The sequence below is a fragment of the candidate division WOR-3 bacterium genome, from assembly GCA_039801085.1.
Lineage (GTDB): Bacteria > Hydrothermota > Tepidihabitantia > Tepidihabitantales > Tepidihabitantaceae > JAOABP01.
The window spans coordinates 18,807-34,707 of record JBDRTY010000001.1 but is presented as its reverse complement, the minus strand read 5'-3'; the positions used below and the strand labels follow the sequence as shown (position 1 = coordinate 34,707).

17 protein-coding genes are annotated in these 15,901 nt (G+C 47.7%); 15 read left to right on the top strand and 2 right to left on the bottom strand.

Features of this window, described 5'->3' with window-relative positions; translation table 11 throughout:
* Position 1 precedes the first annotated feature (1 nt).
* Together fabF and acpP are read right to left on the bottom strand one after the other, a co-directional pair.
* Positions 2–1,243: a beta-ketoacyl-ACP synthase II gene (fabF, locus tag ABIK48_00185; GenBank protein MEO0020579.1), complete on the bottom strand. Its 1,242-nt coding sequence runs from the start codon at positions 1,241–1,243 to the stop codon at positions 2–4.
* Positions 1,244–1,272: 29 nt separating this feature from the next.
* A complete protein-coding gene (gene acpP, locus ABIK48_00180; GenBank protein MEO0020578.1) occupies positions 1,273–1,539 on the bottom strand; it encodes an acyl carrier protein in 267 nt (88 codons plus the stop codon).
* Between the two features lie 148 nt (positions 1,540–1,687).
* On the opposite strand from acpP, the gene ABIK48_00175 reads away from it, so the two are divergent.
* The 15 genes from ABIK48_00175 to ABIK48_00105 all read left to right on the top strand — a co-directional run bounded on the left by ABIK48_00175 (position 1,688) and on the right by ABIK48_00105 (position 15,884).
* Positions 1,688–2,368 carry a DUF554 domain-containing protein gene (locus ABIK48_00175; protein MEO0020577.1) on the top strand — a complete coding sequence of 227 codons (681 nt, stop codon included), beginning with the start codon at positions 1,688–1,690 and terminating at the stop codon, positions 2,366–2,368.
* A 46-nt stretch (positions 2,369–2,414) separates the two neighbouring features.
* Positions 2,415–3,239, top strand: coding sequence for a signal peptidase I (lepB, locus tag ABIK48_00170; GenBank protein ID MEO0020576.1), 825 nt, complete (start codon positions 2,415–2,417; stop codon positions 3,237–3,239).
* 111 nt (positions 3,240–3,350) lie between these two features.
* Positions 3,351–3,938: a hypothetical protein gene (locus ABIK48_00165; protein MEO0020575.1), complete on the top strand. Its 588-nt coding sequence runs from the start codon at positions 3,351–3,353 to the stop codon at positions 3,936–3,938.
* Positions 3,939–4,034: 96 nt separating this feature from the next.
* Entirely contained in the window at positions 4,035–4,643 is a 609-nt protein-coding gene (locus ABIK48_00160; GenBank protein MEO0020574.1) for a DJ-1/PfpI family protein, read from the top strand.
* Positions 4,640–5,080 (top strand): D-aminoacyl-tRNA deacylase, encoded by a 441-nt coding sequence (gene dtd, locus ABIK48_00155; protein ID MEO0020573.1) that lies wholly within the window; start codon positions 4,640–4,642, stop codon positions 5,078–5,080. The genes ABIK48_00160 and dtd overlap by 4 nt, the downstream gene beginning before the upstream one ends.
* Positions 5,077–5,952, top strand: coding sequence for a YicC/YloC family endoribonuclease (locus tag ABIK48_00150; GenBank protein MEO0020572.1), 876 nt, complete (start codon positions 5,077–5,079; stop codon positions 5,950–5,952). The genes dtd and ABIK48_00150 overlap by 4 nt, the downstream gene beginning before the upstream one ends.
* Positions 5,942–6,556 carry a guanylate kinase gene (gene gmk / locus ABIK48_00145; protein MEO0020571.1) on the top strand — a complete coding sequence of 205 codons (615 nt, stop codon included), beginning with the start codon at positions 5,942–5,944 and terminating at the stop codon, positions 6,554–6,556. Before ABIK48_00150 ends, gmk begins: the two co-directional genes overlap by 11 nt.
* Positions 6,553–6,882 (top strand): hypothetical protein, encoded by a 330-nt coding sequence (locus ABIK48_00140; GenBank protein ID MEO0020570.1) that lies wholly within the window; start codon positions 6,553–6,555, stop codon positions 6,880–6,882. Before gmk ends, ABIK48_00140 begins: the two co-directional genes overlap by 4 nt.
* 31 nt (positions 6,883–6,913) lie before the next feature.
* Complete coding sequence (coaBC, locus tag ABIK48_00135) at positions 6,914–8,140, top strand: bifunctional phosphopantothenoylcysteine decarboxylase/phosphopantothenate--cysteine ligase CoaBC (protein MEO0020569.1); 1,227 nt, start codon at positions 6,914–6,916, stop codon at positions 8,138–8,140.
* Positions 8,124–9,545, top strand: a complete 1,422-nt coding sequence (gene dnaB / locus ABIK48_00130) for a replicative DNA helicase (GenBank protein ID MEO0020568.1) — start codon at positions 8,124–8,126, stop codon at positions 9,543–9,545. The genes coaBC and dnaB overlap by 17 nt, the downstream gene beginning before the upstream one ends.
* The gene (gene radA, locus ABIK48_00125; GenBank protein ID MEO0020567.1) at positions 9,546–10,904 is read left to right on the top strand and encodes a DNA repair protein RadA; all 1,359 of its coding nucleotides are present in this window, start codon (positions 9,546–9,548) and stop codon (positions 10,902–10,904) included.
* A 29-nt stretch (positions 10,905–10,933) separates the two neighbouring features.
* Entirely contained in the window at positions 10,934–11,503 is a 570-nt protein-coding gene (locus ABIK48_00120; protein ID MEO0020566.1) for a TRAM domain-containing protein, read from the top strand.
* A 77-nt stretch (positions 11,504–11,580) separates the two neighbouring features.
* Positions 11,581–13,521, top strand: a complete 1,941-nt coding sequence (locus ABIK48_00115; GenBank protein MEO0020565.1) for an SLC13 family permease — start codon at positions 11,581–11,583, stop codon at positions 13,519–13,521.
* A 14-nt stretch (positions 13,522–13,535) separates the two neighbouring features.
* Positions 13,536–13,949, top strand: a complete 414-nt coding sequence (locus ABIK48_00110; protein MEO0020564.1) for a hypothetical protein — start codon at positions 13,536–13,538, stop codon at positions 13,947–13,949.
* 9 nt (positions 13,950–13,958) lie between these two features.
* Entirely contained in the window at positions 13,959–15,884 is a 1,926-nt protein-coding gene (locus ABIK48_00105) for an SLC13 family permease (GenBank protein ID MEO0020563.1), read from the top strand.
* Positions 15,885–15,901: the final 17 nt, after the last annotated feature.

The window sequence follows — 15,901 nt, the reverse complement described above, 5'->3', positions numbered from 1 at the left end:
CCTACTCCCATGCCTTAACACAAAGACAACAGTTATGACCTCCAAATCCGAATGAATTTGACAGCGCAGCCCGCACCCTTCTCTCCCTTGATCCCTCCCTGACAAAATCCAATTCGACCCCCTCATCCGGTTCCTCAAGATTTGCCGTGCGGTGCAGCTTACCCTCGCTCACTGACAGCACGGTTGCCACAAACTCCATTGCTCCAGCCGCTCCCAGCCCATGACCGATCATCGACTTGGTGGAATTCACTGCCAGCTGCCGACTGTGCTCGCCAAATACCATCGTGATGGCCTTCACTTCGGCCGCATCATTTAACGGGGTCGATGTTCCATGGGCATTGATGTAATCGATGTCCTCGGGCTTCAATCCCGCATCCTCCAGCGCCCGCCTCATCGCCAGTGCCGCGCCCAGCGCATCCGGATCTGGAGCGGTGATATGGTAACCATCAGCGCTCGCACCGTAACCAGACAGCTCGCAGTAGATTTTTGCCCCCCGCTTTAACGCATGCTCCAGCTCCTCCAAGATGTAAATTCCACACCCCTCGGCAATCACGAAACCGTCCCGCTGACGATCAAACGGCCGTGATGCCTTCTCGGGCTGGTCATTACGCTTGGACAGTGCCCCCATATTTGCGAATGCGGCAACGGTAAACTTGGTAATCGGTGCCTCACTCCCGCCGGTAATCATCACATCCGCATCTCCATTCTGAATGTGACGCAAGGCGACGCCGGTAGCATGGGCTCCAGAGGCACATGCTGAAACCGAGCAGTAATTCGGCCCCCTTAACCCGTAGACAATTGATATCTGTCCGGACGCCATATCCGGAATCATCATCGGAATCAGCAAAGGTGAAACAGGTCTCGGGCCCCGAGTAATAAAAATTTCATGCTGCTGCTCCCAAGTTGCAATACCCCCCATCCCGGATCCGACAATAACACCGACTCGATTACAATCCTCCTGATTTAAATCGATACCTGCATCCTTCAGAGCCTCCACTGCCGCCCACAGAGCAAACTGGGTAAACCGGTCTGCCCGCTTCACCAACTTGGCATCTAGCCGCTCCAGCGGATTAAAATTCCTTACTTCACCAGCAATCTGTACTGCCAGATCTGAAGGATCAAAAGCACTGATTCTTTTTATACCACTCACACCGGCAAGGAGATTCTCCCAGTAGGTCTTCACATCGTTGCCGAGCGGGGTAACTGCACCTAAACCGGTAACTACAACTCTGCGCTTGGTCATCACCGTTCCCTTACAATTTCAGGGGAAGGCTATTCCTGCGGACTGCCTTCAGCCGCCTTCTTCTCCGCCAGCTTCCTCTCCAAATATTCAACCGCCTTACCGACGGTAGTCAGTTGCTGGGAATCCTCATCGGGGATCTTGATACCGAATTTATCCTCAAATGCCAACACAAGTTCCACGATATCCAACGAATCCGCTCCCAAGTCTTCTTGGAACCGGGCATCCGGGGTGAGTTTTCCTGCCGCATCCGGCAGCTTCTCAGCAATTATTGCCTTTACTTCATCAATTAATGCCATTCCATATCCTCCTTAGACTTAGATTACCAACGATGAAATACTTCTAAACTATATGGATATTGGATACAAAGTCAAGCACCGCTGAGCTCTGTCCCATCTGCCAGTGGATAAAATTTGCCGGCGCCAGGCTAATCAGTAATATTAACTAATGCTGGGGACAATCGTTAATACCATTGCGGTGATCGCCGGCAGTCTGCTGGGGCTGTTATTTCATACCCGTCTGCCTGCCCGCCTGACGCGCATGGCGTTTCAGGCAATCGGTATCTTTACTCTGTTTCTCGGCTTCTCAATGGCACTTCGTACTGAGAAAATTCTGTTTATGATTTTCTCTATTGTCTCCGGCTCCATTCTTGGAGAACTGTTTGACCTCGATTACCAACTGAACCGCTGGAGTGAATGGTTGAAATCTCGCCTCCGGCTCGGTACCGAACGCTTTACCGAAGGTCTCGTAACCGCCTTTCTGATCTTCTGCATGGGGTCAATGACCATATTGGGAGCTATTGAGGAAGGACTAGGTAAAACACCAAGTCTTTTTTTTGCTAAATCCCTTCTTGATGGTTTTGCTGCCATCGCCCTCACTGCCGGCTTAGGCATCGGGGTAATGTTCGCATCCCTGCCGCTGTTTGTTTATCAGACAGGACTCACTCTGCTCGCCCGAGGACTCACTACGCTGCTCACGCCGACAATGACAAACGAACTAACGGCAGTCGGCGGACTCATTCTCATTGGACTGGGAATTAACCTTCTTGAAATCAAACGGTTAAAGGTACTAAATTTACTCCCCGCACTGCTCGTCGTATTGTTGCTCGGAATTATCTTTCTGAAATAAGGCAATCTCCTTGACTTACGCACCGATCCCCCTAAACTGAAAATTCATGCCCGGGAAATTCAGTAAAGGTCTCAAGCGATTCCTTCGGGAATGGGTGCTGGTAATTATTGCCGTTCTTCTCATCCGTTCGTTTCTCGTTGAAGCATTTCTCGTCCCGACCGGCTCAATGGAAGATACCATTGCCATCGGTGACTTTATGCTCGTGAACAAGTTTGTCTACGGAATAAAACTTCCATTTACCGATAACACCTTGATTGGATTTTCTCAGCCCAAACGGGGGGACATTGTCGTATTCCGTTTTCCTCTGGACGGAGACGTTCCTGAGGATTCTGCAAATCCTGGCAGATACAAGCGGATATTCCCCTCTTGGCTTCCGCTCCTGCCGTTATTCTGGGATACTCAGCGCCATTTTTTTACTTGGTATGTTCCCCGTAATTTCATCAAACGCTGCGTTGCCGTTGCCGGTGATACTGTAGAAATCAGAAATAAAGGACTGTATATTAACGGCAAAAGGGAAGTTTCGCCTTATGCAGTTCACAAGTTTCCTTATACTCTGCCTCCTCTGCCCGGGGAAATGAAATCGGAGTTTCAACGTCTGTGGCTTAACCGCAGCTTTTATCGCTCAGAACTCTCCCCTTATGTCCGGGACAACTTCGGACCGGTCGTTGTCCCACCAGGACATATCTTTGCGATGGGGGACAATCGCGACAATTCCGAAGACTCAAGATTTTGGGGACCATTGGCGCTCCGGTATATCCGCGGAAAACCGCTGATCCTCTATTTTTCCTCAGGTGCCGCTCCCAATATCGCCCGCATCCTCCTCTCACCGTGGGCAATACGGTTCAATCGCATCGGCAGACTCGTCCGGTAAAAACATCTTGTGGGGAATAACGGAATAAATATCATCATCCCCCTCGGAGACAAAATTGACCTCCGGTTCAGAATAAAACCCGAACCTTATACATTTGAAAAGGCTGAAAGGTTGGTAGCGCAACTGGTCAATGATATCAAATCATGCGCCCGTCGCTATCGCGGAGTAACCTTTACTACGATTTTCTTCGGTGGTTGGGGACCGTCTTTACTTACCCTTGATCAACTTTACCGCATCCTGCAAGCCCTATATGACTCCCTGACCATAACCCCCCTGGAACAGACGATGCTAATACTCCCCAAAACCGTCGATCCGGACAAAGCGAAAATCCTGCGCGAGTCTGGCTTTGATCAACTCACTATCAGAATAAACAGTTCATCAATTCCCAAGGAGGATTTCATAATCTTGCGCAATGCCGGCTTCAATTCTGTAGGTTTTGAATACCAGTCTCCTCCAAATGAGCAACTCTCCGAAAATCTTCTTCATCAGCTATTCTCTCTCTCCCCGGACCACATCTACATTCTCCCCCCAAACCCGGATACTCGGTCCAAACTGACACACCAGGGATTCCACGAATTTCTTCCCGGTCATTTCTGCCTTCCGGGGAAGGAAAACCGGCATCTGCAAAACCTTTACACCCAACACCCAAAATTAGTTCTTTCATTCGGCATCGATAAAAAACAGAACCGGCAATCATGAGGTCTATCGTATAACAGCCGGTAAATCAAATACTTACAAAATACGGAACTGCATTTTCTTGACATCAATTACTAAAAGGCTATTTTAATAATTAAGGTGTACTACCTGTTATCATTGACGGGCATCTTGTTAGCGCCGTTGGGAAGCAGCAACAGTTCTATGGAATTGAACCCAATAGAATCAGAAACTGTTGCCATTTTTGTTCCCTCGAATCTGTTTCGCGACGACGAGTTAAACACGACAGTACGGCTCTTAGAAAAGTATGAAATACCCCTGCTCCTCATATCCACCGATACAACTGCTGCGCAAGGTATTGATGGACTGATTATCAAACCGCAGCGACTAATAAGTGAAGTTAAAGCCGATCGGTTTTCTGCGTTAGTGCTGATCAACGGTTCGGGAATTGCGCCATATTGGAATGACAGTACTATCTGGCACCAATGCCGGGAGTTTGCCGATGCCGGACGCATTATTGTTGCCATAGAACTGGCACCAATTATCTTGGCCAAGGCGGGGTTATTAAAAGGCCGGCAGGCCACCGTATATCCTGACTTCTATTCCATCGGTATTCTGAAACAAAATGGCGCCCGCCACTATTTTGCTGACATCGTTCAGGACAAGAACATCATCACCACTTCCAAGGCTGAGTATACCGGTAAAGCAATCAGACGACTGGCAGCAATACTTAGAACGGTAAAACGATGAGGGCATTGTTACAGCGCGTAAGCCGGGCGCGGGTAATTGTTGATGGTAATATCCTCGGCGAAATCGGACCGGGACTGGTAATATTTATTGGAATTGGAAAACTGGATGACGAAATAACCGGTCGAAAGCTGGCGTCCAGGATCGTCCGGTTGCGAATCTTTGACGATGAACAAGGGAAAATGAACCGCTCTCTTCTGGACGTCACCGGCTCAGCTCTGGTCGTTTCGCAATTCACTTTGTATGCCGATACTCAACATGGACTTAGACCGTCATTTTCTCAAGCCTGCGAACCATCGCGTGCTGAAGCTCTTTATCAACGATTTGTCGATGAATTGCGCTATCTCGGCGTCTCAGTTCAGACCGGTAAATTCGGCGCTCGCATGGATGTGGATCTAATTAACAGCGGACCAGTTACCATTCTGTTGGAGGAACAATGATTAGAAGCATGACCGGCGTTGGCCGTGCAGAAGGAGTTGTAGCTGAATCCGGAACCCGAATTGCCGTTGATATCCGCTCCGTAAATCATAAATACTTTGAATTGGTGTCAAAACTGCCGCCTCAGCTTGTCAGCTATGAACGGGACATTTACGAAATTGTCCGAAGGAAAATCCGACGCGGTTATATTCAACTTCAATTGACAATCGACGAACCCAGTACTGCCACCTGTATCAAAATCGACTGGGAAGCGGCAAAAAGGTACTTAACACTTATCCGGCAACTGAAACGGCGGTTTAATTTATCGGGAGAAGTTGATTTGAACGCATTGCTGACGCTCCCGGGCGTCATTACCACGAGCAAATTAACTCCCGGACAGAACCGCCTCTGGCGTGCGAGCCGGAAAATTATTGGCGAAGCGATTCACCAGCTGATTCATATGAGAGAAACTGAGGGAACTGCATTAGTAAAAGATCTGCGCCGGCGCATAAATAAAATCCGCCGGGCGCTTCATTGCATAAGGGAAAGAGTTCCCAAACGGGTTGCTGAGCGACGCGAAAATTTGATTGAACAGCTGGCTAACTTGAATATCCAGGCAAATTCCAAGCGGATTCTGGAAGAAGTCGCCTATATCACTGAGCGGCTTGATATTCATGAAGAATGTGTCCGTCTTCGAAGCCATTGCAGTATGTTTCTCCGGGCGCTGAGAAGCAGCAGCACTTCAGGAAAGAAACTTGATTTCATTGCTCAGGAAATGCTCCGCGAAACCGACACGCTGGCTGCCAAAGCTCGGGATGTAGTAATCTCGCGACGGGCAATTGAAATTAAAGGCGAAATTGAAAAACTCAAGGAACAGGTACGCAATGTGGAATAAAACTCACCAACCTTTCATGATCGTCCTCTCCTCACCATCCGGTGCGGGGAAAACTACAATCTGCCGAGAAATTGTCAAACGGGATAAAAAAATTTTCTATTCTGTTTCCGCCACTACTCGTCCTCCCCGGAAAGGAGAAATCAATGGGAAAAGTTACCTGTTTGTATCAGAAACACAATTCCGGCAAATGATCAACCGGAACGAACTGCTGGAGTATGCCGAGGTTTACAGCCATCTTTACGGAACACCCAAAACACCGGTAATTAAAGCTTTCCGCGCTGGTAAGGATGTTATTGCCGATCTGGATATTCAAGGAATGCGCTCCTGCAAGCAGAAATTGCCCGGAACGGTTAGCATCTTCATCCTCCCCCCGAGCATAAAAGAACTGCAGCGCCGACTTGCCCACCGGGGAACCGAAAAGGATGAGGAACTGCAACAGCGTCGGGAAGCATTAGAAAAAGAACTGGCCTGTATTCATGAATTTGACTATCTTGTAATTAATGATAAACTGGAAAAGGCGATCCGGGACGTCTTGGGAATTATTCGCAGTGAACGGCTCCGGACCGGCCGTAAAATTCACCGTAATAAAAGGAGGATTGAATGAAGTTTGTGTCAATTGAACAGCTGTGGCATGTGTATCCAAACAAATATCTGGCTTTAAATATTGCAGCGCTGGAGACGCGTCGACTGATCGATGCAATCAGCCGGGACGAAATACAATTACCCACCAATCCTTATGAATATGCTCTCCATCGCCTGTTGCGGGGTGAATTAAAATATGCCCCACTTACCGAAGCAGAGCTCGAGGCGCTGAATGCCAACCGACTCGCAACCGAGACCAGAAAAGCTGATTTGAGCACAGCATCCGAAACCGGCATCTCCAAAATCGAATCCGGCAGTAAACCCGGGACCAGCCGCACGCGTTCATAAATAACTTACGGTCCTCACTCCGGAGGCGGTGTTGGCAAAACCTGTTGAAATACTGCTGGGAGTTACTGGAAGTATTGCTGCCTATAAATCACTTGAACTGCTGCGATTATTCCGTAAAAAAGGCTGGAACGTAACCGTCGTTCTCACCCGCGCCGCTGCCAAACTAACCGGCATAGACACCTTTCGTGCTTTAAGCGGGCGGGAAGTGGGGGGGGACCTCTTTCCAAAATATCGAATACCCCATGATTCTATCCATCACATCGACCTTGCTGTACAACCAGACCTGACAGTAATTGCACCGGCAACTGCTAATATCATCGGCAAACTTGCCCATGGTATTGCGGATGACCTGCTCTCCACGATTCTGCTTGCAATACCATCCGAAAAGGTAGGTTCCGGCAGAGTTCTTATTGCACCGGCGATGAACTCCAATATGTGGTCAAATCCGATCGTCCAGGAGAATATCAGGCGACTTGCTGCGTTTGGTTATCGCTTTATCAATCCCGAAACTGGTGAATTGGCTTGTGGAATGGTCGGTACGGGAAGAATGGCATCACCGGAATCAATTCTTGAAACATGCTGTGCCTGTTTGACCAGATTACCAGATTTTACAGGTGTTCGTGTTTTAGTAACTACCGGTAGAACTGAAGAACCTTTGGATCCGGTACGCGTTATTACCAACCGCTCTTCTGGAATAATGGGACTGGAAATCGCCAAGGCATTCAAAGCCGCCGGAAGCACGGTGACACTCATTGCTGGGGAAGTAACCGTCCAGCTGCCTCCAGATACCATCCGGGTCCGGACCGCTGCTGAGATGGCAACTGCAGTTGAAAATAAGCTGCCGGAAACTGATATTCTTGTCATGTGTGCTGCAGTGGCAGATTATCAGCCCGTGAAAACAGCACGCGCTAAACTTCACGCACCAAGTCTGACGGTCGCATTCAGACGGACACCTGACATACTCAAAATCGTAAGCGCATCAAAATATCGACCGTTCACCGTGGCATTTTCTCAGGACGATTCAGTAGAAATGGCACGCAAAAAACTCCGGGAAAAAAAGCCGGCGTTAATCGTTGCCAATCCAGTACAGACTGCCGGCTCCGCCACTATTCGTCCAGTCATTATCTACCGTTCAGGCAAAACCCGCCGTCTCGAGGAAATGAGTAAAGTAGATTTTGCCAGGGAGCTGGTAAAAATAGTCGGAACAATTTATCACCGAAACAAAAAAGGTAACACTAATCATGTCCACCCGCTCTGAAAGAGGAGAAAAAAAACCACCCCAGGCGCTTGAAGCGGAAGCTGCGGTTCTTGGTGCCATTCTAATTGATCAGGAAGCATTACCTCGGGTGATGCAATTTTTAAAGCCAGATCACTTTTATTCACTTGCTCATCGGCGCGTTTATGAAGCGATGTTGAATCTTTTTGAAGCCAAGAAACCTTATGACATCATCACAGTTACCGATGAGCTGCGGCGCATGAAGGAACTTGACAGTATCGGAGGACAACCGTTTCTCTCGGCACTGCAGGACACAGTATTGACCTCAGCTAATTGTGAAGAACATGCCCGGCTGGTACTGGAGAAAGCGTTACAACGACAATTAATTCAGACTGCTACCGAAATCGTTCAGGACGCCTACAATGAAGAGTTTTCAGCCGAAGAACTACTGGAAAAGGCCGAGAGCAAGATATTTCAGCTGCGTCAGGCAGGCGAGCGACGCGGATTTACGCTTGTTCGCGAACGACTCCTTCAGGAAATGGACCGGATAGAACAAGCCCGAACTAGAAAACAGCATATCACTGGGGTGGAAACGGGTTTTCTGGAACTTGATGATCTTACCAGTGGTTTTCAACCCGGGGATTTCATTATCATTGCCGGACGTCCGGGAATGGGAAAAACTGCCTTTGCGCTTAATATTGCTGTCAATACTACGACCCGGGTAAAGAAGCCGGTGCCGGTTGCAATCTTCAGTCTCGAGATGTCAACCGACAGTCTTATCCAACGCCTGATTTGTGCCGAGGCGCGGGTTACAATCAATCAACTGCGCCGGGGAATGCTCAACAATCCCGAATATGCCCGGATTGCAGCTGCTGTTGGACGGCTGTCGGAAGCAAAACTTTATATCGATGATTCTGCAGCATTAAACGCTTTAGAAATTCGTGCCCGTGCCCGGCGCCTCAAAGGGGATCACCCTGATCTCGGGTTGATAATCATCGACTACCTGCAATTGATGGAACCTCATAGCGGGGGACGCCGCGAATACAGCCGCCAGCAGGAAATCACAGAAATCTCCCGGGCACTGAAAGCAATGGCAAAAGAACTCAATATTCCTGTAATTGCCCTTTCTCAGCTGTCACGGGCACCAGATCGACGAGAAGACAAAAAACCGTTATTGTCCGACCTTCGTGAATCGGGTGCATTAGAACAGGATGCGGATGTTGTTATTTTCCTGTACCGCGATGCCGAATATAATAAAAAAAACTGGGACGCACTTTCTGAGGAACAGAAAAAAGATACTGATTTAATCATTGCCAAGCATCGCAATGGCCCCACCCGAAGTATTAAACTGGTCTACCTATACCAGTTTATGCGCTTCGAAAATATTGAATCAAGGTATAATTACTCAACCCTGCCCGAAGACAACGAAGCGGAATCAGAAAGTTAAATGAGAAAGGTTCATTTTGTATGCCAGAACTGCGGTTACGAATCACTCCGCTGGCTGGGCCGTTGCCCCAACTGCGAATCTTGGAATACACTCACTGAAGAGGAAGTTATCCCTAAAAAATTACCGAGATCAAAACACTCATCAGACACCTGTGCATCTCCCAAAAGGCTGGCAGAACTGTCTCTGACTCCGGTCCAGCGGTTAAAAACCGGAATTGGTGAATTGGATCGTGTGCTAGGAGGAGGAATTGTACCCGGATCCCTGCTGCTACTCGGAGGTGAACCCGGTATCGGTAAATCAACGCTGCTTTTACAAGTTTGCAGAAATCTCGCCCGGAATAAAATTCCAGTGTTATATGTTACAGGAGAAGAATCAGCTGAACAGGTTCGCCTGCGGGCTGAACGCCTTAATTCATCACTACTTGATATATTCGTCCTTTGTACGATATCACTGGAGGATGTTGTCCATGGAGTTAATCAGGTAAATCCCAAGATACTGGTTATTGACTCAATTCAAACATTGACAAACCCCGAACTTACCAGTACACCAGGAAGTGTTGCCCAGGTTCGTGATTGTACTGCTGAATTATTAAGACTGGCTAAAACACAGTGCATCACTACGTTCATTGTCGGTCATGTCACGAAATTCGGCGTAATTGCGGGACCGAAAACACTAGAACATATGGTAGACACGGTGCTTTATTTTGAAGGGGAAACAACCTACAACTACCGTATCATCCGCACAGTCAAAAATCGCTATGGTCCCACGAACGAAATCGGCGTCTTTGAAATGACCGATATTGGTCTGAAGGAAGTTCCCAATCCGTCGGAACTTTTTCTTTCTGATCGGCGTCTCAATGTTTCCGGTTCGGTTGTAGTGGCAACACTGGAAGGGACAAGACCTCTATTAGTCGAAATTCAGGCTCTGGCTGCCCCCACACCGTTTCCGTTACCTCAGCGAATAGCGACAGGGTTTGACCTGCGTCGACTATCGCTTCTACTGGGAATACTTGAACGCCGCGCCGGTATCAGCACAGGTAACCGTGATATTTTTCTTAATGTTGCCGGAGGCTTAAAACTAACTGAACCGGCTGTCGATTTGGGTGTTATCTGCACATTGGCATCGGCCTTGCGCAATGCACCTCTGCCTGAGAATACAGTAGTCATCGGCGAAGTTGGGTTGGCAGGAGAAATCAGAACTGTCAGCCGGATTGAAGCACGATTGAATGAAGCACAAAGACTGGGGTTTAAACGCGCACTGTTGCCTCCGAATTTTACTAAATTTAAAAAATTGAATATCGAACTTGTCCCGGTGGAAACAATCAACGCCGCTCTGAAATACTTGGGAGTGAAAAAATGAACTTAAATTTTTAAAATTTGGAGGTTTTCATGTTGTTTCGAAAAACCAAAGCCTTTATTATCGATTCCGATACTCTTGCTGACCCCAGAGTCGTGAAATTTCTGCAACTGGGACTGCTGACAGGCAGGCTTTTTCTACCGCAACCAGGCATACAACCGGACGAATCCGAATATTCACTTCAAAGAGCAAAAGAACACATCGAACAACTGAAACGCATCCCTACGCTTAAGTTAAAAATTCTCCCGATCAAGTCGACAGATGAATTGATGAATATTGCCCAGAGGTACCATGCCACCCTAATAACTATTCGATCAGAACTGAAACATGCCGCAAACGGCTTTCCGGTAATCACTACTGCCGAGCTTTTTGAGCTTTTCCGTCCAGCTTATCTGCCCGGTACGACTTTGAGAGTAAAAATTTCCAAAAGAGGAAAAGAACGGAATGAAGGCATCGGTTATCTTGAAGGGGGAATTAAAGTCGTTGTCGAAAATGGTGGGAATTCCGTAGGACAGGAGGTTGATGTTATAATACAGGGCGGCATTGACACTGATGTTGGACAGGTGTTATTTGCAAAACCGAAGTTCATCGAACTCCACTGAACAGACTCGAAAAGTGGGACATTTTGACTTCGCAAAAATTTGGTTTATTTTGAAATTCATAATTAGGAAACGAATTAATGATTGATCCCAAAAAGTTTATTCTAAGCGATTGGGCGTTGGATATTGACGAAAAATTAACCCAAGATGAAATTTTTCATCGCATTGCCCGTCAACTTATAGATGCGGGAGTAGCTACCGATGAAACATTTTTAGTCAATCAGCTCCGGGAAAGGGAAAACCTCGGCTCAACTGGTGTCGGTTATGGTATTGCGCTCCCGCATTTCATCGGGGATAATATAAATCAGCCCGCCGCTCTCGTAGTTCGGCTAAAACAACCAGTTCCTTGGAATTCAATCGACGAGGAACCGGTAAAACTGATAGTATGTTTAGTAGCTCCAGAAAAAGAACGGAACCTTTATCTTTCCCTCCTGGCCGAGATTGCCCGCAGTCTAAATACCCCGCAATTACGCACAGCTGCACTTGCAGCACAGGATGCGACATCGGCTTCGCGCATCATCGCCTCTCCGCCTCATCAGAATTTTTTTAAGCGCAATCGTCGGCTCATCTTATTTTTCGGATTGGTTGCGCTGATATTCGTCGGGGCAGGAAGCATCCTTTCGCATATTCGTCTTCCAGCTGTCGGTATCTATCAGGAACTGGGTTATTTACGTTTCAATGAGTCGGTATGGATTCTGCGGCAACAACTGACAATCACTCTCTTTCTCGCCATGGTCATCGGGACACTGCTTTTCTGGCGTTTCCGGGTCGCTATTGCTGCAGCAGCATTGGGCACATTACTAATTGCCGGAGTAATGGATTTGGAACACACCGTTAGATTCATGTCCATTCCGACCATTCTGTTTATTATGGCGATGATGGTAATTGTCCGCTGGCTGCAGAATATCGGCGTATTCCGGTTTATTGTACTGAAGGCAATCGAGCAGGTAAAAGGTATCCCCTGGCTTTTACTTCTGCTGCTTATGGCATTCTCGGTTATTCTGGGGGGATTTGCTGATGAAGTTTCAGCCATCCTGGTAACCTTTGGTCTCGCGCTGGAAGTATCACGCCGAACAAAAGCCCCGCTTGTGCCCTTTTTGCTGTCCTTGGTATTTGCTACTAATGTTGGGTCTGCTCTTACACTTGTCGGCAATCCGATCGGAGTATACATTGCCTTTGCCGGTGGCTTATCATTTGAAGACTTTCTGCGCTGGGCAACTCCGGTTTCAGCTATTACTGCGATTATCGTCGCTCTCCTCTGTTTAATTCTATACCGCCGACACTTTTTCAATACTCGATATCACCTTGATGTGCAGCAACTCGAAAAGACCGCCGGTAATATTGATCCGGTCAAGCTCCGGGTTGGCCTAATCACCTTCTTCATTATTATCATCCTGATAGCATTACACCGAAGATTTGAAGTTTGGCTTGGATTAAGTGACGGCACTGCTTTGGTTGCAAGTGCATTAGCAGTTACGGGTTTTATTGTCTTTTACGAACAAGAAAAAGGCAGAGTACTGGTTGAACGGGGGATTGATTGGTGGACGTTACTTTTTTTCATGTTTTTATTTGCTAACGCTGCCTGTCTTGAATATACCGGAGTCACAACAAAGTTAGGTTACCTGCTCTTAAATTTCGCCGGGAAAATCGCCGGAACCGGCAACTGCAGTCTCACTCTGCCTGCTGCTCTTTCCTTTCTCTGGATATCTGGTATTTTATCGGGATTCGTCGACAATCTCCCGATTGTTGCCGCACTTGCGCCGGTTGTCAAAGACCTTATTCGCATCGGACTACCACATGCCTCAATCCTATGGTGGGCACTGCTCTTCGGAGGATGTTTCGGGGGAAATCTGACCGTCATCGGCTCAACCGCCAACCTCGTTGCGGTAGGAGCCTTTGAACGGGCCAGCGGTCGCCATATCCGATTTCGGGAATGGTTCAAGTTCGGTATAATCATAACAACTGTTACTCTCATTGTTTCTTCCATTGCCATCTTTTGCCAAATAAATCTGGCACCGTAAAAAAGGAGAAAAATATGTTCGACCGTATCCTCTACATAATAAGTGAAAAGCAGGAAGAAAAGGAAATTGTCATGAGCTTTGCACGCCAGCATAACAGTACAGTGCTTGTTTCCGGAGTCAGTCCTCTTGACGGATGTCCACCTCCTCGAACTGAAGGTGCGACCCGCCAAGCGGTCCGGGCGGAGAACTATGAACGCCAGTGCTGGCGCAGTATTTACCGGGTCGAAGAAGACCTCAAACAATCCGGTATTCGAGCATCAGTAATCGCTCATCTGACGACCCTTGATAATCTGCAGTTTCTTGCCAATAGTACGCATTGCGATCTGATAATTCTGCCTGTCAGCATTCTCGCTGACCATGATTACCATCTACCAGAAGAACTGCTCCCCAATTTACCCTGCCCCATTTTATTGATAAACAACTCATAATTCTCATCGATGCTTCAGAAATATTTTCGACCGGAGTACGTAATTGACTTAGAAGAAGCAGATTCACCGGAAACCGTCTTTAAAATCGCTGTCAGCCGGATCGCCCCCCTGAATTCTGTGTCCGACCAGATTGTGCGTCACCTTGTTATCCGAGAACAATCCGGTTCCACCAGTCTGGGCGAGGGGGTTGCCATCCCTCATGCCATTATACCTGAAGCACTCCCGGCACCACTGGCTATCTTTATCCGGGTACGCAAGGGAATCAAGTGGCACGCGGAAGACACTAAACCGGTCCAACTTATATTCATTGTCATTGCCGCTGAGCAGCACCGCAATGAATATCTCCAGCTTCTTGCGGAAATTGCCCGTGTATTTCACGATTACCATCGCCGTCAACAGATACTTAAAGCCCGGAATCCCGAAGAAATTTTCCGTCTCTTGACTGCTGAAGTAAAACCCGGAATATTCCAGCGCTACCGGACATTATTATTCCTGCTGCTGGCAATCCTGGGGACTTATTTTCTTGGCCGAGCATTCTTCCCTATTTTGGATCTGCCGGCTACGGGAATATACGAAAAATTGGAGTTGCTCAAATTTAATTCGGAACCGTGGGTCTCCCGTCAGGCATTGACAACAGCTATCTTCGTTGGAATGATTCTCGGAACTTTGTTCTTCTGGCGGTTTCGAGTGGCGTTGGCGGCAGTGAGCATTGCGCTGCTGTTATTTCTTAGGGTAATGAATGTCGAACTTGCTGTAGAATATATGTCCATACCTACAGTAATCTTCATTATGGCGATGATGGCTTTAATCAAATGGCTGGAAAACATCGGTTTCTTCCGGATAATTGTCACAGCTGTTGCCCGACGAATAGGAAACTCCTCAGGACTAATGCTTGCTGTTCTAATGCTTTTTTCCACTATCCTCTCCGGTTTTGCGGGAGAAGTATCCGGAATTCTTGTGACCTTTGGGTTGGCATTGGAGATTGCCCGCCAGAACCGAACCTCCCCCTTCCCTTACCTGTTAGCATTGGTCTTTGCTACCAATGTAGGGTCAGCGCTAACACTTGTTGGCAATCCAATCGGTGTCTATATAGCCTTCGCTGGAGGATTGACATTTGAAGACTTTCTGCGCTGGGCAACGCCGGTATCGCTTGTAGCGTGTGTCGTTACCGTTATCATCTGTTTATCACTCTTTCGCCGACATCTTCCTGCACACCCACAGATGAAAATCAGTGACACTCTCTCAGTCAAACCATCAGAACTGCAACTCGGCTGGATTGTATTTGTTGCGGTAATAACACTCATTATCCTCCACGCCCGACTGGAACATTGGCTAAATCTTAAGGAGGGAACTGTGCTTGTTGCTGCCCCGATCACTGCTCTTGCCTTTGTCATATTCGTCATGCAGGAACGGGGGAAAATGCTGATTGAACGTGGTATTGATTGGTGGACCATCCTCTTTTTTATGTTTCTTTTTGCCAATGCCGCCTGTTTAGAACACACCGGTGTCACTACAAAACTGGGGTATCTTTTGTTACGGATTGCCCAAAACCTGCCTTTTACTCAATGGCTTGGACAGTCTGGACTGACAGGCTCAAGCCTCATACTTCTTCTCTGGTTTTCTGGCATAACTTCAGGCTTTGTTGATAATATGCCGATTGTTGCTGCACTTGTTCCGATTGTTAAAACGCTGGTACAGATTGGCCTGCCTCATAGCAAAATTCTCTGGTGGAGTCTGTTAATTGGAGGATGCTACGGGGGCAATCTGACAATGATCGGCTCCAGTGCCAACCTGGTGGCAATCGGTGCGTATGAAAAGTATACCGGGCGGTCGATCAATTTCGGCCAGTGGATTGGCACTGGAATTGTCATTACGGTTATTACCCTCCTCATCGCCACAATCATTCTTCTTATCCAACTGCCCTTTGCTCCATGATGTTAGTACCGCAGGAC